This window comes from Sporosarcina aquimarina, assembly GCF_033253705.1.
Classification (GTDB): Bacteria; Bacillota; Bacilli; order Bacillales_A; family Planococcaceae; genus Sporosarcina; species Sporosarcina aquimarina.
The window spans coordinates 1-22,267 of record NZ_JAUBDH010000015.1 but is presented as its reverse complement, the minus strand read 5'-3'; the positions used below and the strand labels follow the sequence as shown (position 1 = coordinate 22,267).

General features: G+C 41.9%; 22 protein-coding genes. 10 read left to right on the top strand and 12 right to left on the bottom strand.

The genetic code is table 11. The annotated features are described in order from the left end of the window. Positions 1 to 125: 125 nt before the first annotated feature. Genes mnhG through QT716_RS15945 form a run of 7 tightly spaced genes read right to left on the bottom strand, consistent with a single transcriptional unit; the run spans position 126 to position 5,871 of the window. Entirely contained in the window at positions 126 to 491 is a 366-nt protein-coding gene (gene mnhG, locus QT716_RS15975) for a monovalent cation/H(+) antiporter subunit G (protein WP_317937162.1), read from the bottom strand. Continuing rightward, a complete protein-coding gene (locus QT716_RS15970; protein ID WP_317937161.1) occupies positions 475 to 756 on the bottom strand; it encodes a Na(+)/H(+) antiporter subunit F1 in 282 nt (93 codons plus the stop codon). Before QT716_RS15970 ends, mnhG begins: the two co-directional genes overlap by 17 nt. Beyond that, positions 753 to 1,232 (bottom strand): Na+/H+ antiporter subunit E, encoded by a 480-nt coding sequence (locus QT716_RS15965; RefSeq protein ID WP_317937160.1) that lies wholly within the window; start codon positions 1,230 to 1,232, stop codon positions 753 to 755. Before QT716_RS15965 ends, QT716_RS15970 begins: the two co-directional genes overlap by 4 nt. Before the next feature lie 6 nt (positions 1,233 to 1,238). Next, positions 1,239 to 2,720 carry a Na+/H+ antiporter subunit D gene (locus QT716_RS15960; protein ID WP_317937159.1) on the bottom strand — a complete coding sequence of 494 codons (1,482 nt, stop codon included), beginning with the start codon at positions 2,718 to 2,720 and terminating at the stop codon, positions 1,239 to 1,241. Continuing rightward, positions 2,713 to 3,054, bottom strand: a complete 342-nt coding sequence (locus QT716_RS15955) for a Na(+)/H(+) antiporter subunit C (protein ID WP_317937158.1) — start codon at positions 3,052 to 3,054, stop codon at positions 2,713 to 2,715. Before QT716_RS15955 ends, QT716_RS15960 begins: the two co-directional genes overlap by 8 nt. Beyond that, positions 3,054 to 3,476, bottom strand: a complete 423-nt coding sequence (locus tag QT716_RS15950) for a Na(+)/H(+) antiporter subunit B (protein ID WP_317937157.1) — start codon at positions 3,474 to 3,476, stop codon at positions 3,054 to 3,056. Before QT716_RS15950 ends, QT716_RS15955 begins: the two co-directional genes overlap by 1 nt. Then, the gene (locus tag QT716_RS15945) at positions 3,463 to 5,871 is read right to left on the bottom strand and encodes a Na+/H+ antiporter subunit A (protein WP_317937156.1); all 2,409 of its coding nucleotides are present in this window, start codon (positions 5,869 to 5,871) and stop codon (positions 3,463 to 3,465) included. The genes QT716_RS15950 and QT716_RS15945 overlap by 14 nt, the downstream gene beginning before the upstream one ends. Before the next feature lie 176 nt (positions 5,872 to 6,047). Here QT716_RS15945 and QT716_RS15940 point away from each other — a divergent pair, with 176 nt between their 5' ends. Further along, a complete protein-coding gene (locus QT716_RS15940; RefSeq protein ID WP_317937155.1) occupies positions 6,048 to 6,632 on the top strand; it encodes a DUF5366 family protein in 585 nt (194 codons plus the stop codon). Positions 6,633 to 6,646: 14 nt separating this feature from the next. Here the strand turns inward: QT716_RS15940 and QT716_RS15935 are convergent, their stop codons facing one another. Both QT716_RS15935 and QT716_RS15930 read right to left on the bottom strand, forming a co-directional pair. Beyond that, the gene (locus QT716_RS15935) at positions 6,647 to 8,500 is read right to left on the bottom strand and encodes a transglycosylase domain-containing protein (protein ID WP_317937154.1); all 1,854 of its coding nucleotides are present in this window, start codon (positions 8,498 to 8,500) and stop codon (positions 6,647 to 6,649) included. 73 nt (positions 8,501 to 8,573) lie between these two features. Continuing rightward, positions 8,574 to 9,803, bottom strand: a complete 1,230-nt coding sequence (locus QT716_RS15930) for an MFS transporter (RefSeq protein ID WP_317937153.1) — start codon at positions 9,801 to 9,803, stop codon at positions 8,574 to 8,576. Between the two features lie 125 nt (positions 9,804 to 9,928). Between QT716_RS15930 and QT716_RS15925 the strand changes: the two genes are divergently transcribed. Beyond that, a complete protein-coding gene (locus QT716_RS15925) occupies positions 9,929 to 10,678 on the top strand; it encodes a peptidylprolyl isomerase (protein WP_317937152.1) in 750 nt (249 codons plus the stop codon). 36 nt (positions 10,679 to 10,714) lie between these two features. Continuing rightward, a complete protein-coding gene (locus QT716_RS15920; RefSeq protein ID WP_317937151.1) occupies positions 10,715 to 10,939 on the top strand; it encodes a hypothetical protein in 225 nt (74 codons plus the stop codon). 17 nt (positions 10,940 to 10,956) lie between these two features. On the opposite strand, the gene QT716_RS15915 is transcribed toward QT716_RS15920, so the two are convergent. Then, complete coding sequence (locus QT716_RS15915; protein ID WP_317937150.1) at positions 10,957 to 12,132, bottom strand: MalY/PatB family protein; 1,176 nt, start codon at positions 12,130 to 12,132, stop codon at positions 10,957 to 10,959. A gap of 91 nt (positions 12,133 to 12,223) precedes the next feature. Here QT716_RS15915 and QT716_RS15910 point away from each other — a divergent pair, with 91 nt between their 5' ends. Next, on the top strand, positions 12,224 to 12,475 hold the full coding sequence (locus QT716_RS15910; RefSeq protein WP_398293842.1) for a DUF1871 family protein: 252 nt from the start codon (positions 12,224 to 12,226) through the stop codon (positions 12,473 to 12,475). Between the two features lie 126 nt (positions 12,476 to 12,601). Continuing rightward, positions 12,602 to 12,976, top strand: a complete 375-nt coding sequence (gene yugI, locus QT716_RS15905) for a S1 domain-containing post-transcriptional regulator GSP13 (RefSeq protein ID WP_317937148.1) — start codon at positions 12,602 to 12,604, stop codon at positions 12,974 to 12,976. A gap of 14 nt (positions 12,977 to 12,990) precedes the next feature. On the opposite strand, the gene QT716_RS15900 is transcribed toward yugI, so the two are convergent. Further along, on the bottom strand, positions 12,991 to 14,310 hold the full coding sequence (locus QT716_RS15900; RefSeq protein ID WP_317937147.1) for a sigma 54-interacting transcriptional regulator: 1,320 nt from the start codon (positions 14,308 to 14,310) through the stop codon (positions 12,991 to 12,993). Between the two features lie 136 nt (positions 14,311 to 14,446). Between QT716_RS15900 and pruA the strand changes: the two genes are divergently transcribed. The 4 genes from pruA to QT716_RS15880 all read left to right on the top strand — a co-directional run bounded on the left by pruA (position 14,447) and on the right by QT716_RS15880 (position 19,866). Further along, positions 14,447 to 15,991: an L-glutamate gamma-semialdehyde dehydrogenase gene (gene pruA / locus QT716_RS15895; RefSeq protein ID WP_317937146.1), complete on the top strand. Its 1,545-nt coding sequence runs from the start codon at positions 14,447 to 14,449 to the stop codon at positions 15,989 to 15,991. A 70-nt stretch (positions 15,992 to 16,061) separates the two neighbouring features. Then, entirely contained in the window at positions 16,062 to 17,255 is a 1,194-nt protein-coding gene (locus QT716_RS15890; protein WP_317937145.1) for an ornithine--oxo-acid transaminase, read from the top strand. An 81-nt stretch (positions 17,256 to 17,336) separates the two neighbouring features. Next, the gene (locus QT716_RS15885; RefSeq protein ID WP_317937144.1) at positions 17,337 to 18,581 is read left to right on the top strand and encodes a Glu/Leu/Phe/Val family dehydrogenase; all 1,245 of its coding nucleotides are present in this window, start codon (positions 17,337 to 17,339) and stop codon (positions 18,579 to 18,581) included. A gap of 121 nt (positions 18,582 to 18,702) precedes the next feature. Beyond that, positions 18,703 to 19,866, top strand: a complete 1,164-nt coding sequence (locus tag QT716_RS15880; RefSeq protein ID WP_317937143.1) for an iron-containing alcohol dehydrogenase — start codon at positions 18,703 to 18,705, stop codon at positions 19,864 to 19,866. A 45-nt stretch (positions 19,867 to 19,911) separates the two neighbouring features. Here QT716_RS15880 and QT716_RS15875 read toward each other — a convergent pair whose 3' ends face one another. Then, positions 19,912 to 20,910, bottom strand: a complete 999-nt coding sequence (locus tag QT716_RS15875; protein WP_317937142.1) for a cation diffusion facilitator family transporter — start codon at positions 20,908 to 20,910, stop codon at positions 19,912 to 19,914. 180 nt (positions 20,911 to 21,090) lie between these two features. Here QT716_RS15875 and QT716_RS15870 point away from each other — a divergent pair, with 180 nt between their 5' ends. Next, positions 21,091 to 21,975, top strand: coding sequence for a DMT family transporter (locus QT716_RS15870; RefSeq protein ID WP_317937141.1), 885 nt, complete (start codon positions 21,091 to 21,093; stop codon positions 21,973 to 21,975). Positions 21,976 to 22,267: the final 292 nt, after the last annotated feature.

Below are 22,267 nucleotides of genomic sequence, written 5' to 3'. Positions count from 1 at the left end.
CTATGAACAGTTAACCAGACTGAAAATAGGAATTCATGACAAGAAAAAGCGAATCCTCACTGAATTTCAAGTGAGGATTCGCTTTTTTACTTCATATGAGCTAGTTTTGTCCCAGCCTCTTTTTGTTATTCTTCTTCATGGGATTTTTGTTCACCAATCGCTTCTGCCAGATCATCTCCGACAGTAAGTTCCGTGGGCTTGACGCCAGACATGTAAGCGGCGCGACTCATTAAGTGACCGCCAACTGGAGAGGTGATGAATAAAAACACACTGCCGAGTAATAGCTGAATACTGAAATGCCCTTTTATCCACCAGAAGTGAAGAAATACACCAATCAATATCCCGAGGACACCAAGTGTAGCACTTTTTGAAGCAGCGTGGGCACGTGTATAAACATCAGGAAGCCGTAATATCCCGACAACCGTCACGACTGTAAAGAACACACCGACGAGAATGAATAACGCGATAATTAGATTAGCGATGAGAGTCACGGTCTATAATCGCTCCTTTCTCGATGAATTTCGAGAACGATACAGTCCCGATGAAGGACATAATCGCAATGAGCAAGATGACATCTATGAAAAATATCGTATCGAATAGAATCGACAGCAATGCAATTATGGAAATGAGCATGACTCCAATTCCATCCAATGCGATAAGCCGGTCTGGAGTAGAGGGACCTTTAAATACTCGAACAAGTGTCCCGAGCATCGACAAGAAGACGATGATTAAGCAAATCCATATGAAAATCTTCATGTGCGGCTCACCTCCAAGATCGCTTTTTCAAATGACTGTTTGATGGAACTGATGGCTTCTTCCACATCGTCAACGTCGATGGCGTGGACGTAAAGTGTCCGCTGATCATCGGATACATGGACGACGATTGTACCCGGCGTCAACGTGATCAAACTAGAAAGCAGTGTAATCTCCCAATCCTTCTCCAGAACAGTCGGCATGGCGAAAATCATCGGCTGAATCTCAAGCTTCGGCTTCAAAACTAGCATAGCTACTGATATGTTGGATAAAATCAGTTCCTTGAAAAAGATCAGCACCAGTTTCACGCAAGCCCATAGGCGTCCGAAATAGAGACGTTGATTGAAAAAGCGCCGTGTCAGAATGATTAGCAATATCCCCATTAAATAGCCAATGACAAAAGTCGAAGGGGTGAAGGACGCCGTGATGAGCACCCACATAATTGCGATGAAGAAATTCAATAATATTTGAAATGCCAACGTGATCTACTCCTTTAACACGGCGTTAATATAGCTCGACGGATCGAGCAGCACATGAGCTGCATCTGAAACGTACGGGAAGATCCACTCAGTTCCGACTCCGTATAGAACGGACAAAGCGACGAGAAGGACAGCAGGGAACATCATTCGGTGATATACTTTGCGATCTGTTTGCTGCAATGGGACAGGTTCTCCCCAAAACGCGTAGATGAAAATCCGAATGACAGATAGCAGAACGACCAGGCTGGAAGCAAGAATGACGATGGTTCCAAAAAGCTGCCCGTGTTCGAATCCGCCTTGAACAATGAGTAACTTACCGACGAATCCACTTAGAGGCGGAATTCCTGCAAGACCGAACGCTGCAATAAGGAATAGCCATCCAAGCGGTGCATGGGTTTTAATGAGACCGCCCATTTGTCGTAAGTTTGAAGTGCCAGTTACATAAATGATAATCCCGATGATGAGGAACAATGCCCCTTTAATGAGCATGTCATGGATTAAATAGAACACTGCACCTTGCATCCCAGCTTCGTTCATCAGAGAAACTCCGAACAAAATAACACCGATTGCAATCAGAATGTTGTAGATGATAATTTGTTTCAAATCGAAATAGGCAAGAGCGCCAATACATCCGGCAACTATCGTCAGCAATGCAAGCACCATCAAAATGGTATGGGTGAATGCCAAGTCATGTACAAAGAACAATGTGTACGTACGTGTGATGGCGTACACACCGACTTTAGTAAGTAACGCACCAAAGAGTGCAAGTACCGGAACAGGGGGTGCAGCGTACGACCCAGGCATCCAGAAATACAAAGGGAAGATTCCGCCCTTGATTCCGAAAATAATGAGGAGCAGGACGCCAATGACCGAAACAATTCCCGGCTGACCGATGTCTGCAATCTTCTGTCCGATATCTGCCATATTGAGCGTTCCAACAACTGAATATAGATAAGCAATCGTAATGACAAAGAACGCCGACGAAATAACATTTACAAGTATGTACTTAATAGACTCACGCAGTTGTCTCTTTTCTCCTCCAAGCACAATAAGAAGATAAGAGGCAATGAGCAGTACTTCGAAAAATACAAACATGTTAAAAATATCACCTGTGGTAAAGGCGCCGTTCACACCTGTGATCATGAAAAGAATCGCAGGATAATAGAAAAAACGTTCGCGCTCTATGCCAATCGAGGAAAAGCTATAAATTGATACGAGTAACGTGATCACTAGTGTTGACGTTACAAGTAACGCTGAAAACATATCCGAAACCATCGTTATACCGAACGGGGCCGGCCAGCTGCCAAGTGTTACCGTTTGGATTCCGTCCTGTTTAACTTTCGCTAGGAGTATAAATGAGAAAACGATACTTGCACTCAGTCCGATAACGGTGAGTACCCGTTGAGTTCGTACGTGTTCTTTGAAAAATAACAAAAGAATCGCGAAGAAGAACGGAATAATGATCGGAAATAATAGAAGGTTAATCATGCTCATCATTTCCTTTCATCGAATTCAAATCATCTGTTTTGTGGACTGCATACGTACGGTAAGCTAATACGAGAATGAATGCCGTCACTCCAAAACTAATGACAATTGCTGTTAAGATCAGCGCTTGCGGCAGAGGATCAGCTAAGTCGGTCACACCGTCCGCTAGTACAGGAGGAGCGCCTCCTCCAAGGCCGCCCATCGTTAAAATGAGCAAGTGAGCCCCGTGGCTTAACAAGCCGGTACCAAGCACCACTTTTATAAGACTTCTAGAAAGAATTAAGTAAATTGCAGCTGTAAATAGTAATCCTGCAACTATTGCCATGAGTAATTCCATTACTCATCCCCTCCAATCGACTGGATGATTGTAATGGCAGCGCCAACGACAACAAGGTAAACACCAGCGTCAAAAATCATCGCAGTATGCAGCTCCGTGTCACCAAAAAGCGGTAACATGAAATGTCCGAATGCATGTGTGAAGAACGGGACATTAAAGAAAATCGAACCCGCTGCAGTCCCTAGAGAAAGAAGCAGCCCGATGCCAATCACGATTGTGAAGTTGAACGGCAGCGTGGCTTGAATCGTTTCCAGGTCATACGCCAGTAATAGTAAAACAATGGCCCCGGTTGTTAACAGTCCGCCAACAAATCCGCCTCCAGGAGCAAAGTGTCCCGCAAAGAAAATATGGATGGAGAACAGGAAAATGATAAAGAATGTGACTTTTGTAGTCGTTTGTAAAATAACATTATTCTTTCTCATCATCTGACTCCTTTCTTGCTAAGCGAAGGCGAATCATTCCTAGTACTGCGATTCCTGCTATCGACAATACAGCAATTTCAAACAAAGTATCGAAACCACGATAATCGACAAGAATGACGTTTACAATATTTCCGCCGCCTGCTTCTGTATGGACTGTATCTTTATAGAACTGCGAAATACTCGGTATTAACTTATTGGAGTTCGCAGACAACGCAACCAGTGTTACTGAAATCCCCACTCCGAGTGCCACAATCCCATTTACCAACTTGTTTTGTTTCGTTTCACCATGCGTTTTTAAAGCAGGGAGATGACGGAAAGCCAGTAAGAATAGGGCAACAGAAATCGTCTCGATAACGAGCTGAGTCAATGCAAGATCAGGTGCTTTAAAGAGAACAAAGAATAACGCAACAGAATACCCAACTGCACCTAACGCAATTATGGCGGAGATTCTGTTTTTAGACATAATCACCATACCTGTACCTAAAATTGCAACGATCGCATTCAGCACGGCAAACAGCGTAATCGGTGAAAGACTGCTCATATCTAATTCGAACGCACCTTTAGCAAACAAAACTGCAATCGTCATGACTGAGAAGAATGCGAACATGTAAATTAGATACGTACGGATAACACCTGTCATAAAGAACCGGGAAATTCGGTTCATTCCTTTTTCAGAAAACGTCATGATGCCGTCGTATAGAGCGTTCAACGATAAATTACTTGGTTGAAGCGCATAGACTGGGCGCCACTTTTTCAGAGTCATGAAAAGTAATGAACCCACTATAATGACGCCAACCGTCAACCATAGAGGAATTGATTTGAATCCGTGCCATGCTTCTACATGTACAGCTGCCTCCGACGGCAAGTTGTATAGCTGAGGCTGTGTTGCCATTACTGCTGGCGCGACAATCCATTTCCCGATTGTGTTCGGAATGAAGAATAGGACAATCACAGTGAGCGCCAAAATAATCGGTGAAATCAGCATGCCAATTGGTGCTTCGTGCGGCTTTTGCGGCAGCTTGTCCAACTTTTTCTCTCCAGCAAATGTCTTAAAGACAAAGTAGAAACTATAGACAAATGTGAATACGCTTGCAACCCACGCAATAATCGGGAACAAAATGCCCCATGTGTCAAAGTTGAAAAGATCGAACTGAGTCAATGCGACCATCGAATCTAAAAAGAGTTCTTTACTTAAGAAGCCGCCAAATGGAGGAATACCTGCCATTGATAAGCCGCCAATGAACGCTACTGTGAAACTGATGGGCATAATGCTCATCAAACCACCCAGTTTACGAATATCTCGGGTTCCAGTTTCATGGTCGACGATTCCAGCAATCATGAACAAACTGCCTTTAAATACAGCGTGATTCACTAAGTGGAAAAGTGCAGCGAACATTGCTAAGCGGAAGAGGGGATCATCCGTATGGTAAGCGATGGCACCCGCGCCAAGTAAAGACATAATAAGTCCAAGCTGACTAACTGTTGAAAACGCAAGAATTCCTTTTAAATCCGTTTGCTTTACAGCAAAGAAAGAACCCCACATTAAGGTCAGCAAGCCAATGCCGGAAACGAGCCAGATCCAAACAGACGACTCTGCAAAAATCGGTGTGAAACGCGCGACTAAATATAATCCCGCTTTAACCATTGTTGCCGAGTGCAAATAGGCACTGACAGGAGTTGGTGCTTCCATTGCATCGGGCAGCCAAATATAAAATGGGAATTGGGCTGACTTTGTAAAAGCGCCAAATAACAATAAGACCGCAGCCAAAGTGAACAAAGGATCACCAGAGTAATCCGGAAGCGTAGCGATCAATTTACGAATCGAGTATGTATCTCCCATGATCCCAAGAATTACAAATCCCCCGAGCATCATTAATCCGCCGCCGACGGTAATCATCATCGATTTTAATGCACCAAATCGTGAACCATCCCGTGTATACCAATAACCGATCAATAGGAAAGAAGAAATCGATGTTAACTCCCAGAACAGATACAATGAAATGACGTTATCAGATTGCACAACGCCAAGCATTGCAGTCATGAAAAGCAGTAAGTATACATAGAAATTACCTAGATTTTCTTTATGCCGATCTAAATAGAAAATCGAGTACAGTACAACCAACGCACCGATCCCAGTAATGAGAAGTGTGAAGAGAAGACTGAGGCCATCCAAATAGGAGACAAAAGAGATTCCTAGTGAGGGAATCCAATCGATTGAAGAAACTGCATGTTTTCCACTAACTGTCAGTGGTAAGTAAGTGATGTAATAGATAAACAGCGCGACTGGAACAAGCAGCACAAACCAGCCTGTATGTATGCCAGCGATACGGCGGAACAGCATCGGTATAAACAGCGCTGCAAGAGCCGGCAAGAAAATGAACCAAACAAATTCCACTAAAAATCCTCCTTCCTAGTACTAACAAGATGTTGACATTGGTATAAAGTATAACGTAAAACATTGGCTTTTGCACTGTGGGCACTTGAAAAGGATTGCGGGAAATCAATCTCTTCCTATATTATAGAGACACTGAATTAAAGCAGTAAAAATAACCCGTTACTCTGAGGTGTACCATGAAAAATCCGTATTTATTTAGTTATTTGCCTTTCTTTACAATCATGTTGTTCAGCTTAACATTTGGTGTCTATACCGTTGGCTACTCGCTCGTCTTATTTCGACAGATCGGATTATATAATGGGTTACTGGAATTCTTGACAGACACCCAACTCCGCTTATTTTTATTGACAATTTATGCGTTATTTTTCTTTATGGTTTTTAGTGCGCTTAAACTCATTGCAACTACGATACATGATACAGCCATGTTGTTCTTTTATAAGACAATTCCGGAAACGGACACACCTGTTCAATACATATCGGAGGACAGGGGCGGCAAACTCATCTACTTTTTTGGAGCATTAGTCTCAGTTGCAGCCATCCAATCGATTTTGTGGCTTGGTCTTGTGTTTCTTGCAGTAACATTTACGTATTTTGTCTATCGCGCTTATAAGCTGCATCATCAGTTTCCGTTGTCAGCAATCATTGGAATTATATTTTTCGAGATCATTGTTTGGGCGGTTTTACTTTCAGGTGTCGTATATATTTTATTGCGTTTATATAATGGCATTACTGCAAGTATCCCAGAGATTGAAAAAGACTAGCTGCCGATTGGCAGCTAGTCTTGAAGAACGTCAGAAAATAATTGCAGATGAGTTTTTTGTTTACTTTCTTTTTGCAGCGAATTGGGCCGGTCATAGCCCATCCAGATAGCTGCTGTGTAATGATCGTTCATCCCCGCAACCCACAAGTCTTTGTAATTACTCGTTGTACCTGTCTTTGCACCCGTATAACTGGTCGCATAAGGAACACCTTGTGCAGTTCCGGTTAATACAGTCTCCTTCATCATGGATCGGACGTTGTTTGTCGTCTTTGTTGACCAAACGGATTGACGTTCATCATTCCACTCGTATAAGACATTTCCTTGACGGTCTTTTACAGAACGGATGGCACGTGCAGGTTTGAAACTGCCGTCTATAAAGCTGGTGAACGCATTGGCGATTTCATAAGGAGTGACACCTTGTTCGAATCCGCCGAGTGCTGCTGTATATTGATGATCACGTTTTGTGATGTGCTGGAAGTCAAAAGGAGCTAGATGTGCAAAGGATTCCTCAATTCCGACGCGTTGGAATATCCGGACAGCGGTTGTGTTATAACTTCTGCTGAACGCCTTTTTAACTGTCGTTACTCCATACTGATACTTTCCAAAGTTGTCCGGACAAAATGTCCCAATGCAAATAGCGCTTCCATCGATGAGTGAGTTTTCCGTAGAAGAACCGCTTTCTAAATAAGGTGCATAGACGAGCAAAGGTTTAATAACTGAACCAGGCTGCCGAACAGCTTGAAACGAACGATTGAAATCCGACTTCTGATATCCGAAACCTCCATACACACTGACGAGTTCTCTCATCCCATTGTCAACAATAGCTGCCCCGGATTGAATTCCTCTGCCATTTAATGTGGATGAAATCCGTTGTTCTACACGCTGCTGTTTAGTCGGATTTAACGCAGTGTCTATTCGAACACCGGCATTGATCACTTCAGAAAGCCGTGCTGAAAGGGAGGATTGAATTGCTTTTCTTTCATCTTGAGTAGTTGCTGTTCGCAATTGTGCTGAAAAACCATCCTTTTCACTGATGAGCCGTTTAAGCTCATCGAGTACATATGTATGATAGGCAGGGAAATGACTGTTCTTTTGTTTCACATGCAGCTGAATGGGTGAATTTTGTGCTGCAGTCATTTCCTCAGCAGTGAGCACCTGATTCGTATTCAACACTTGAAGTAATCGTTCTTGGCGTTTTTTCGTTCGGTCGAAGTGTTTCAAAGGATCGTACAATGACGGATTATTAGGAATTGCTGCTAAGAAAGCCATCTCAGCTTCGGTTAATTGGGTTAACGGCTTGCTAAAGTAATACGTTGCCGCCGCGCCAATTCCGTAAACCTGATTCCCAAAATACATTTCATTCATGTACATTTCTAGAATTTCATCTTTTGTCGACTGCTTCTCTAATTCAGCAGCGTACATAATCTCTTTAAATTTACGTTCGTACGTTTTTTCAGGGGAGAGGAAGCGCATCCGAACGATCTGCTGAGTAATTGTAGAAGCGCCCTGACTCAATCCGTCTGAATTCGCATTTACTGCAAATGCTCGCGCGATTGCGGCTACATCATATCCGCGGTGTTCGTAGAATCCTTTGTCTTCACTTTCTAGAAAAAGTTGTTTTGCAAATAATGGGATCTCGTTTAAAGGAAGGGGATCTCGCCATTCAGTATACTCCTCAGCAAACAAATGACCATTACGATCGTAAAGAGAGACCGGAATCGTCACTTCAGGGGTAGAAAGTTCGATGGTTTCTTCCACTTGTTCTTTATATGCATTCGCCTCTGTCCATTCCGCAGCGACTCCTTGTTGAAGCCAAAATAGAAGCGGAAGACTTAGTAAAGCAACAGCAAACCCTGCAAGCTGTCTCACAATCAGTTCCTCCTTACAGTTATCTGCCTATACAAAATATAGCACACTCCCATAGGGGGAGTGTGCTATATTTTTACAAATCTTTGTCTTGTGAGTCAGATAAAAAATGTTCGAAATCTTGGTCTGGTTTTCGTTTTGCATAATAGAGGAATCCAAATCCGAGTAGGAATAGCACCCCTGTTGAGATGAACACAGATGAAATGCCGACAAAACCACTAACTATACCACCGAACATCGGACCGATAATATTTCCTAAGAAGCGGAAACTAGTATTGTAGCCCATTACTTCGCCTTGTATATCGAGTGGTGCTTCCCTTCGCACAAGTGCAGTGGTAATAGGAATCATTCCGCCCATTGAAATACCGAACAACAGACGCCAGATCACGAGCTGCCATAAGCTGCCGACGAATGCTTGAGGAATAATGAAGATGAAGGATAAGAGAAGTAAAAAACCGAGTACTTTCTCATAACCGATATCATCACCGAGCTTGCCCCATTTACGGGCAAATAATAAGTTCCCGACACCCGCTGCACTAAATGTGATCCCTGCCAAAAAGGCAACATCTTTCGCATCTGTCAGCTGTGCAACATATAAGGACAGTAATGGCTGAATACTAAAGTTACCGATCTGAATGAGTGCTGTAACCACCATCACATTCAACATTAACCTGTGATGGATCAGACTGCTTAGGATCGTTTTGCGAGAATACACAACGCCACTAACATTTTTCAACTTATGCTGTTCTTTAATCCCGAAGATAATAATGAGAGCTGCAATAATAACGGAGATGGAAGTAATGACAAATGTATATTGGAAACCAAAAGCATCTGCTAATAGTCCGCCTAACACCGGTCCGAATAATGTACCTGTGACACTGCCCATTTGGAGAGTACCTAACCGCTTGCCAGCTTCTTCACGTTTAGTATTAGCGGAGATGAAAGCAAGAGAAGTGGGGATGAAGCCTGTAACTACACCGTTAAGCAGGCGCAGGATGAAAAATGCTTCGACTGAGTGAATGAATCCCATTAAGAATACTGAGATCGCGATTCCGAATCCGTTAATGATTAATATCGGCTTAAAACCGTATTTGTCAGCAATTCTGCCCCATATTGGAGACATAATAAGTGCACTGATGAACGTAGCGCCAAAAACGAGACCTGACCATTTCTGGACATAGGCATCTGAATAGTCGCCAAACGTTTCGATATATAGTGACAAGAAGGGCATGATCATCGTCATGGTCCCTGCTACTAGAAAGTTTGAAATCCAGATGATGATGAAATTTCTTTTTTGAATATCCATTGGAGACCTTCCCTCTCTAAATGCTGTATTTGAGTAGTATAAAACAATTCGACACTCGAAGGAAGTCAAGTGCTCGTAGTTCGATTTATACGTCTCGTGTGGTAAACTAATTTAGGGTGAGAAATGTGCACAAAAAATTTTACTTGCTCATGTTATCTTTAGCGTTAATACTTGTTTTATCCGCTTGCGGAAAACAAGATGCAGAAGAGAAAGAATCGACGCCGTCTAAGGATGCGCCGAGTCTGACCGATGAGCCCGAAAAAACGATTCCTAAGGAGGATTCTCAAATGTACCCGCAATTATCTAATGAAGTAGCAGCAGGAGAACAACTTATTACTATGAATACCACGCTTGGCCCAATCAAAATCAAGCTTTTTGAAGAAAAAGCTCCTAAAACAGTTAAAAACTTTTTAACACACGCTAAAGATGGCTATTATGACGGCATTATCTTCCACCGTGTCATTAAAGACTTCATGATCCAGGGCGGAGACCCGACTGGAACAGGTATGGGTGGAGAAAGTATTTACGGTGGTTCTTTCGAAGATGAATTCACTATGGATCTTTTCAACCTTAACGGAGCATTATCAATGGCTAACGCTGGACCTAACACAAACGGAAGCCAGTTTTTCATCGTTCAAGCATCTAACTCTGGAGCATCTGCAGAGCAGCTGAAACAAGGCGGATGGCCAGCAGAAATCGCTGATGCTTATGCTGAACGCGGCGGTACACCTCACCTTGACCAGAAGCACACGGTTTTCGGACAAGTTATTGAAGGTATGGACATTGTCAACAACATCGCAAATGTGAAAACAGGTGCTCAAGACAAGCCAAAAGAAGATGTTAAGATTGAGTCAATCGAAGTTCAAGGCGAATAATCAAAAGAAAACTATTCAGGTTAGGAAGTGTAATCCATGGTGACATTTCTAATGCCCTTCCTGTATTTTCCGGAAGACAAATCAGAATATATCCCTGCGGCCATTTCCTTCGCTTTCTTCATGGTTTTACTTGTGCTGACATTCATGTGGATCAAGCGCAACTCGAAAAAGCAAGAATTGGAAACGAAAGAATTGGAAGAGCGCATTTTACGTGAACGCAAAGAAGCGTGCGAAAAACAAGAACAGCACCCTCACACGTGAGGATGCTGTTTTTTCTATTAATCGTTCATTGCTGTTATAAAACGCTGAACACCTTCTTGTACAGTAGATAGGGGAGTGGCAACGTTCATACGTAAATAACCTCGACCTGCTTCTCCGTATTTTGTACCTGGTTCAAGTGCTAATTTGCCTTTGTTCAATAGCTTGTCCATCATTTCTTCTTCGGATAATCCAGTTCCTTTATAGTCAATCCAAAGCAAGTACGTACCTTGAGGCTTTGTAATCGATACACCAGGAACCGCAGCAGTAACATTCTCAATCACGTAATCCATATTGTCAGAAACGGTTTGCAACAGCTTTTCAAGCCAAGGTTCACCATGACGATAGGCTGCTTTAAGGGCTGCATTTGCAAAAGCATTTAATTCCATTTGACCATGTGCCATTCCATTGTCGCGTAATTGTTCACGCAGGTCTTCATCTGGAATAATCATCATAGCTGCTTGAATACCTGCCAGGTTAAACGTTTTAGTTGGAGCAACACACGTAATAATTCGATTTGCTTCATCACCTGCAACTACGTGAAGTGGGGAGTGTTTATACGGCGCAAATATCAAATCTGCGTGGATTTCATCTGACAAGATTAGCACATCATATTTTGCACAAAGACGTACCACTTCTTTCAAGTCATCTTCTTTCCAAACAATCCCACCGGGGTTATGAGGGTTGCAAAAAATGAATAATCTGACATCTTTTTGTAAGGATTCTTCGAACTTTTCGAAATCAATCTCATACGAGCCTTCTTTTTCGATAAGTATACATTCGACTAAATTTCTCTTCTGCAGTATAGGGATACTTGAAAATGGCGGGTAAACAGGCGGAGTAATCAGTATGCCATCGCCTTCACTAGTCAAAGTTTCCACAACAGAGGCAATTGCTGGAACAACTCCGTGATGGGATAACATCCAATCATTCTCAGTCTGCCAATCATGCTTTTTCAATAACCATTCACGAATAGCATCTTTGCAGTCTTCGCATACATACGAGTATCCGAAGACGCCGTGTTCTAAACGGTCCCTTAACGCTTCAAGTACTGGTTCTGGTGCAGCGAAATCCATATCGGCAATCCACATTGGCAATAGATCTTCTGTATTTTCAATTCCATATATACGATCCATTCGATCCCATTTCATAGAAGATGTATTTCTTCTGTTTACTGAATTTGTAAATTCTTTCATATGTATCCCCCTAAGTCTATTTTCTTTTTCATTCCTATGCTATCATAAATAAAAACAAAAAATCAGGTGACTTTACGTGCAAACTATGGAAATGAATAAAAAAGCAGCTCTATTGTTAGAAGATTGGGATCCCTTCTCTGCAGGCCCCCATGCATATGACCTTGAAATAGCGGATGTTGTCGCTGAACTCCAGTTGTTGGATCATCCGACAGATATGGCGAAACGAATTAGGGAAATATATGAGCGTTCCTACTCGCTATGGATTCCATTAGAGGAATGCATGCAAATTTCCTATAAACTACTAGCAGTGAAATACGAAGCCAAGTGCATCATATCTTTATGATTTACTACATAATTCATCAATAGACTCTAAAAGACTATCTTTTGCTCCTAAAGCATTCAAATGGTATACTGAAAGTGGCCTTAATGGCAATTTCAGATATACAAAACAGAATTGGGAGCTGTTCACATGACAGGTAAATATGAAGCGGGTGAAGAACTGTCAGGTACAGTTACAGGCATTCAACCTTATGGTGCATTTGTAGCTCTTGATGAGACGACTCAAGGTCTCGTTCACATTTCCGAAATCACTTATGGATTTGTCAAAGACATTCATGAACATTTATCCGTCGGACAGCAAGTCACTGTAAAAGTGTTAGACGTTGACGACACGGATAAAAAAATCAGCTTATCCATCCGCGCTTTAGAAGAAGCACCAACACCAGTAAAAAAATTCAACCGTCCTCGTAAATCTTTACAAGAACGAGTGGACGAGCAAGATGAAAAAGGTTTCAACTCCCTTAAAGACAAACTGAGGGATTGGATTGACAAGTCAGGGTATTAAAAAGGAGAAGGGCATTACGCCTCTTCTCCTTTTTTGTTTTTTCGAAGACGATACTGTAAGTTTTGCCGGCTCATTGAAAGTGCATTTGCAGTCCGGGTAATATTACCGCCGTTAATGCGCAGCGCTTTTTCTAAATAATAGGACTCCGCTTCTCTCATAAACTTGTCGAGTGGAAGTAAATCCTGTCCACCCGCCGCTATGAAGTCCGGTATAAGTGAAGGGGTATCACCAGCACCGTTACTTTTGCTTCTGAAATGCTGTGGTAACATATCGACAGTAATTGTTGTCTCGGACGAAGCAAGTGAAGCTACCTCGTTTAATAACATTTCAAGCTCTCTCATATTACCGGGCCAGGAATAAGAGTGGAACAGCTCTTCAACTTCCTTAGTTACATGGTCCAGCACTGTCCCTAAGCTTTCTTTCCGTCTAGCCAAATACAGGTGAACGAATGGCAGAATGTCTTCTTTTCGCTCCCGTAAAGGAGGGAAGTGAATAGTGAAAGACGCGAAAAAATAGTAAAGCTCTTTCAACAAACTCCCTGCAGATATGAGTTCGACAGGGTCTTCACCGATGCTTGCGATGAATTGCCTTTTGTGAACGTCAGAGTTTTCTAAGACATCCAACAACTTTCTTTGAAGATCGATGGATAAAAAATCGATTCGTTCGCAAAATAGCGTGAAGGGAGAATCTGTCGCTAACTCTGTAGCGAGTCGATCAATGGATTGGTTATCAGATCGATTGCAATAAAGCGTATAAAACGAGGAATCCATCTGTGGAAGTTCATGGTGGATTCCTTGAGCGACTAAATCCTTTCCAGTTCCTGCTTCTCCAATCAGGAGGACGGGAAGTTTTGCGCGAACTGCTTTTTTTGCGGTTGCAATAATTTTCTTCATGGAATCGGATTCAGCTACAATATGATTCAGCAAAATCGGATCGCGGTCTTTCTTTAATGGTTCAAGTACAAACTTCTCCAATGCTGTCACGTCGTGGGAAAGCTCAATTGCACCCAGTAAAACACCATTACTACGAATCGGATAGGTATTATTAATTGTTGTGATTTCAGTTTCGCTTCGGTTCCAATAGGTTTGTTTTATGTTCAATTGCTCTGTTCCCGTTTGCAGTACTTCCATCAGGGTGCTCGGCTGCTGTCTAAAGTTAAACAACTCTAATATCGACAAATCCCGTATATCCTCTAAATCCAACCCTTCAATTTCTTTCATTTTGTCATTGTAAATAACCGTTCTTCCATCGCTGTTTACAGCGTGGATTCCAACTCCTGCATGTTGTACAGCGAATTCATAAAAAGGGAAGAGTGATTCCTCAAATTGACTCATCGGATGCCACCGCCTATCTTTTTTCGTCTATTAAACAATATTACTTGCAATGTGCAACATTATCTTGCATTATTATAAATGTAATTAACAACTAAGTGCAAATATTATTTGCACACTCACTAAAAGGAGGATTTTCATGATTCCATATAAACATGAGCCATTTACAGACTTTTCACTTGAAGAAAACAAAAAAGCATTCCAAGAAGGACTTAAAACAGTAGAAGCTTATCTTGGTAAAGATTATCCCCTAATCGTAGGCGGAGAGCGTATCATGACTGACGATAAGCTCGTATCATTCAACCCTGCGAACAAAGAAGAAATTATCGGTAACGTCTCTAAAGCAAGTAAAGATATTGCAGAAAAAGCTATGAAAGTTGCTGACGAAACTTTCAATACTTGGAGAAAGACAGAACCAGCAATGCGCGCAGACATTCTTTTCAAAGCAGCTGCAATCGTGCGTCGCCGTAAAATGGAATTCTCAGCGCTATTAACAAAAGAAGCTGGTAAGCCATGGAACGAAGCAGATGCAGACACTGCTGAAGCAATCGACTTCCTTGAGTACTACGGCCGTCAAATGCTTCGCTTGAAAGACGGAATGCCAGTAGAAAGCCGTCCGGGCGAATTCAACCGTTTTGACTACATTCCTTTAGGTGTTGGCGTTGTTATCTCTCCATGGAACTTTGCATTCGCAATCATGGCAGGTACAACAGTAGCTGCACTTGTAACAGGAAACACAGTACTATTGAAGCCAGCTTCAACAACTCCAGTTGTTGCTTATAAATTCATGGAAGTACTTGAAGAAGCTGGAATGCCTGCAGGCGTAGTAAACTATGTACCAGGTTCAGGTTCTGAAATCGGTGACTACCTAGTGGATCACGCACGCACTCGTTTCGTATCATTCACAGGTTCACGTGATGTAGGTACTCGTATTTACGAACGTGCCTCTAAAGTAAATGAAGGACAAATCTGGTTGAAGCGTGTAATCGCTGAAATGGGCGGTAAAGATACAATCGTTGTTGACAACGAAGCAGATCTTGAGCTTGCAGCGCAATCTATCGTTAAATCAGCATTCGGCTTCAGCGGACAGAAATGTTCAGCATGTTCACGCGCAATCATTCACGAAGATGTATATGACACAGTTGTTGCTCGCGTAGAAGAACTTACTGAAGAGTTGACTTACGGCGACCCAACTGACCAATCTAACTTCGCTGGACCAGTTATTGACCAAGCTGCGTTTGACAAAATCATGGGCTATGTTGAAATTGGTAAAGAAGAAGGTCGTCTTGTTGCAGGCGGAGAAGGCGATAGCTCTAAAGGATTCTTCATCGCACCGACTGTATTCGCAGACGTAGCTCCTGAAGCTCGTATCATGAAGGAAGAAGTATTCGGTCCATTCGTAGCACTTGCTAAAGCGAAAAACTTCACGGAAGCAATCGAAATGGCAAATGATACGGATTATGGCTTGACTGGCGCTGTCATCACAACTAACCGTGAGCACATCGAACAGGCTCGTGAAGATTTCCATTGTGGTAACTTGTACTTTAACCGCGGTTGCACAGGTGCAATCGTTGGATACCAGCCATTTGGCGGATTCAACATGTCAGGTACAGATTCAAAAGCAGGTGGCCCAGACTACTTGCAGCTTCACATGCAAGGTAAGACAACTTCAGAAATGTTGTAAGACGATAACAAACAGCCGCCTGTCAAAGACAGGCGCTGTATTTACATACCTAATCGAGGAGGGAATTTGAATGTCAGTATCTCAACAAGTGATTGAACAAACAAATAAGTATGGTGCACCAAACTATCATCCACTACCAATCGTTATCTCAGAAGCAGAAGGTGTATGGGTAAAAGATCCGGAAGGGAACAAATTCATGGATATGCTTTCTGCATACTCTGCAGTGAACCAAGGACACCGTCACCCGAAAATCATTCAAGCACTTAAAGATCAGGCAGACAAAGTAACTCTTACATCTCGTGCATTCCACAGCGATCAGTTGGGTCCTTGGTATGCTAAAATAACTGAACTATCAGGAAAAGAAATGGCTTTACCAATGAATACGGGTGCAGAAGCTGTAGAAACAGCTATCAAAGCTGCTCGTCGTTGGGCATATGATGTCAAAGGCGTTGAAGAAAACAAAGCGGAAATCATTGGCTGCGAAGGCAACTTCCACGGACGTACAATGGGCGCAGTATCACTTTCATCTGACCCAGAATACAAGCGTGGTTTCGGTCCAATGCTTACAGGTATTAAACTTGTAGGATATGGCGATATTGATGAATTAGAAAAAGCGATTACTCCGAATACAGCTGCATTCATCATCGAGCCAATTCAAGGTGAGGCAGGAATTATCATTCCGGAAGAGGGCTACCTTAAAAAAGCCCGCGCGCTTTGTAAGGCGAATAACGTACTGTTCATCGCAGACGAAATTCAAGCAGGACTATGCCGTACTGGTAAAATGTTTGCATGTGAGTGGGAAGACGTACAACCGGATATGTATATTCTAGGTAAAGCACTGGGCGGCGGAGTATTCCCAATCTCATGTGTGGTTGCAGATAAGGAAATTCTAGAAGTATTCAACCCTGGATCTCATGGTTCAACATTTGGTGGGAACCCAATGGCTTGTGCTGTTTCAATCGCATCTCTAGATGTATTGAAAGACGAAAAGCTTGCGGATAAGTCTCTTGAACTTGGTAACTACTTTAAAGAAGAACTACAGAAGATCGAAAACGAAGTAATTAAAGAAGTACGTGGCCGCGGTCTATTCATTGGAATGGAGTTAACTGAAGAAGCTCGTCCATATTGCGAAAAGTTAAAAGAACTTGGATTGCTCTGTAAAGAAACTCATGATACAGTCATCCGTTTTGCGCCACCACTTATCATTACTAAAGAAGAACTTGACTGGGCACTTGAAAAAATCAAAAGTGTATTTGCAAACTAAAAAACCTTCCCACATATGTTCGGTGGTATGATACGATGAATAAGGAAAAAACATTATTAAACAAAGAGGCGAGCCATTACAATGACTGAAAACCTGAATCTGTTCACATCCACACAAGTTGTTATCAAAGAAGCACTTGACAAGCTGGGCTACGATGAAGGCATGTATGATTTACTAAAAGAACCTATGCGCATGACTGAAGTGCGCATTCCGATTAAAATGGATGACGGTAAAGTGAAAGTTTTCACTGGATACCGCGGCCAGCATAACGATGCTGTTGGTCCAACTAAAGGTGGGGTTCGTTTCCACCCTGACGTAACACTAGATGAAGTGCGTGCACTATCTATGTGGATGACATTGAAAGCTGGAATCGTTGACCTTCCATATGGCGGCGGTAAAGGCGGGATTGTCTGTGATCCACGTGAAATGTCGATGGATGAATTGGAACGTCTAAGTCGCGGGTATGTCCGTGCGTTGTCTCAAGTTATGGGGCCAACAAAAGACATTCCAGCACCAGACGTTTTCACAAACGCACAAATCATGGCATGGATGATGGATGAGTATAGCCGAATTGACGAATTCAACTCACCAGGATTCATTACAGGAAAACCTATCGTTCTCGGTGGATCACAAGGTCGTGACCGTGCAACTGCAGAAGGTGTAACAATTATTATCAACGAAGCTGCTAAGCGCCGCGGAATCGATATGAAAGGTGCTCGTGTAGTTATCCAAGGCTTTGGTAACGCAGGAAGCTTCCTTTCTAAGTTCTTATATGATGCAGGGGCTAAAGTAATTGGTATTTCAGATGCTTATGGAGCTTTACACGATCCAGATGGTTTAGATATCGATTATTTACTTGATCGTCGTGATAGCTTCGGAACAGTTACAACATTGTTCGAAAATACATTGACGAACGAAGAGCTTTTAGAACTGGATTGCGATATCCTAGTTCCAGCTGCGATTGAAAACCAAATTACTGAGCATAATGCACACAACATCAAAGCAAACATTGTTGTTGAAGCAGCAAATGGTCCAACAACAAGTGAAGCTACAAAAATTCTTACTGAACGTGGAATCCTTTTAGTTCCTGACGTATTGGCAAGTGCTGGCGGAGTTACCGTTTCGTACTTCGAATGGGTTCAGAACAATATGGGGTACTACTGGTCAGAAGAACTTGTCCGTGAGCGTATGACAGAAAAAATGGTTACTGCGTTTGAAAACGTATATACTCAAGCGACGACACGCGGTATTGACATGCGTCTTGCTGCTTATATGATTGGTATTCGCAAAACTGCAGAAGCTTCACGTTTCCGTGGTTGGGCATAAGTAGTGGAAAAGCAGCGCTCCGAGTTATGGAGCGCTCTTTTTTATGGATACAATAGGACCAATAAGTTGCACCAATCACATCTGTAAAACATAATAGAATTAGTCTGAGGAGGCGATCGAATTGGATAACTTTATCTTTCAAAATCCAGTGAAGTTGTTATTTGGTAAAGGCCAAGTATCAAACTTAGCAGAAGAACTTAAAAAATACGGCAAAAATGTTCTTGTTGTTTATGGCGGTGGCAGCATTAAGAAAAATGGAGTCTATGATGACGTCATGAATGTCTTGAAAGAGGGCGGAATGACTGTTCATGAATTTGGCGGAGTAGAGCCGAATCCACGGTTGTCAACTGCAATTGCAGCAGCTGATCTTTGTAAACGCGCAGACATTGACGTAATCGTTGCTGTAGGTGGAGGTTCTGTAATTGACTGTACGAAGTTAATTGCGTCTGCAGCTAAATATGACGGCAATCCATGGGACTTTGTTATTCAAAAAGCAACACCTCAAGAAGCACTTCCATTTGGGACTGTCTTGACATTGTCTGCAACAAGTTCGGAAATGAACGCAGGATCTGTGATAACTAATGAAGAAACTCAAGAAAAATATGGGTGGGGAACACCACTTAACTATCCAAAATTCTCAATTTTAGACCCGTCTTACACAATGTCTGTTCCGCGCGATCAGACGGTTAACGGAATTGTAGACACGATGTCTCACATATTTGAGGAATATTTCAATGAATCATCCAATACGCCATTCCAAGATGAGATGTGTGAAAGTGCGCTTCGTACATTAATCAGCACGGGTGCTCAAGTAGTAGATCAGCCTAATGACTATGATCTGCGAGCAACGATGATGCTTGCTGGAGTATGGGGCTTGAATGGTTTCTTACGCATGGGATATACAGGCGATTGGGGAACCCATGATATCGAGCATGCGGTATCTGCAATCTATGACATTCCACACGCAGGCGGGTTATCCATTCTATTCCCAGAGTGGATGCGTTATACAATGCATTTAAACCCTCAGAGATATGCTCAGTTAGCGGTCAAAGCCTTTGGTGTAGATTCTACTGGTAAAACAGATGAAGAAACTGCTTTAGAAGGGATCAACAAGTTAGAGGAATTCTGGAGTTCAATTGGAGCACCGAGAAAACTTGCAGATTTTGATATCGATGACTCTAAAATCGATCTGATGGCTGAGAAAGCTGCAGCAAGAGGTCCATTGGGGAACTTTGCGAAACTTAACAAAGAGGATGTTGTAAAAATATTGACGAATTCGTTGTAAACAACAAAAAGCGAGCCAACTGATTGTAAAGTTGGCTCGCTTTTTTCATTCAGGAAGTTTAGCTCGATTTTCTATAAGGTTAGAACTGTTTGAACCTGTCCAAGATTGTACTCCGTCATCACCGACTAAAGAAATAATCGCATCTTGTATGCCTTTCTGGTTCAAAATTGTAGTAAGCAAACGATTCTTCACTTTGAGTACATAATCGACTGTGTTTGAAGTAGCTACTTCTGCGATGATTTCAACATGTAAAAACTCACCTTCTTTTACTACCTCAACACGCTGAATGTCTACTATATCTGGATCTTCAGCAAGAAGGTGAGAAATATGTGTTAACATTTCTTCATCCGTCTCTCCGATAGCACCTCTTGCATTCTCCAAAAACACTTTTCCAACCACATAAAACATCATGATACCGATAATAATGGAAGCAACACCTTCGGATGCGAACCAGCCAAAGAAGTGAGCAAGCAGTACAGAAATAATTGCAATCAAACCTCCACTAGTTGCAACTAAGTCTTCCATAAAGACTAATTTTGTGGGTGGTTTTGCTTTCTTTAGATGAGCAAAGCTCTTTGTAAAAGATGAAAATCCTTTCGCTTCAACTCCTGCATCATGCAACACTTCCTTCGAGGCTTTGAATAATACAAAGGATTCTAATACGACACCAATACCTAATACACTGAGGTTAATCCATAAGCCGCCGCTTTCTGTAGGGTGGAGAATATGATGAATCCCTCCCACGATAGTTTCATAAGAAAGAATGGCCACGATTAGTACGGCTCCCAAGCAGACCAGGTTTACAATTCTTCCAAAACCATTCGGATATTTTGGAGTAGGTGCTTTTCTAGACAAAGCCGAGCCTACATATACGAATAACTGATTGGCTGCATCTCCAATCGAATGCATCATTTCAGCGAACATCGCAACATTTCCTGTAAGGAAAAATGCTACCGCCTTTAAACCGGCAATAACAATGTTAACGATTGCAGCTAAAAGGGCAGGTTTGTTTCCGTTCTTTAATAGACTCATCCAATTGTTCATAACTTGAGCTCCTTTAGTAACAAGATGTACGTTAGTGTTCTTAGTGTACAACAGTTCCTGGGGAAATAGCGAAGTCCACTAAATGCCGAATTTTTAGAACGGTTATACATGATATACTAATTGCTATATCCGAATGTAAGGGGATTTAATCTTCAATAGAAAGAAAGTGATGTGTTTTTCATGAACAAACCAGCGATTCATCCTTCAATACCTATCATTATAGGTGTTATATCTGTTGCGCTTTCAGCGATTTTTGTAAAGCTGGTATCCGCAGAAGCAGGTGTAACGGCATTTTATCGAATGTTTTTCTCAGTTCTCTTTATGTTACCGATCTTCTTATTGAAATACCGGAAAGAAATATCATTACTTACAAAAAGGGATTGGATCTTTTCGGCACTTGCAGGAATATTTTTAGCATTCCACTTTATCTTTTGGTTTGAATCGTTAAATTATACATCTGTAGCAAGTTCGACTGTATTAGTGACTTTACAACCAATTTTTGCATTCGCAGGTACTTACTTTTTCTTTAAAGAGCGATTGTCTTTTAAAACGATACTATCTGCAGTGATAGCTATCTCTGGAAGCGTTATTATTAGCTTCGGAGATTTCCAACTAGGAGGAACTGCTTTCTATGGGGATGTCTTGGCTTTGATTGGCTGCGCGCTCATAACAGCGTATTTGTTATTCGGACAAGATGTGCGAAAGCGATTGTCGTTAATTACATATACGTTTGTAGTGTACTCTATAAGTTCAGTTACACTTTTCTTCTATGTACTACTGAAAGGAGAATCATTTGGACCTCATTCTCAATCCGATTGGATGTGGTTCGTGCTTCTTGCGCTAATACCTAACCTACTTGGGCATACATTATTTAACTGGGCGATTAAGTGGGTGAGCACAAATGCGATTTCAATTGCGATTCTTTTTGAACCTGTAGGGGCGTCTATATTGGCGTATTACATCTTCAATGAAAGTTTAAGTACTGCTCAAATAACAGGGGGAATCGTTGTATTACTGGGGATTCTTCTCTTCGTTATCGATGGTCGTAAAAAAAAGTCAATTTAATTTCAAAAAAAGCTTGCAAACTATAGACGACCTGATGTATATTATTACTTGTCCTTCGGAACGCAATGAAACGTTCAAAGGGCAAGTAATTATTTTTTAAAAAGTTGTTGACACGATGAATACACCATGTTATGATGTAAAAGTTGCTAAAACAACATAAAAATATAATAAACACTATGAACCTTGAAAACTGAACAGCAAAATGTCAACGAATTATCGTTTGGGAAACCGGCTCTGCCGGCGGAACAAACACAAACAGATCGAACGATCTGATAGACATCTTAAATGATGC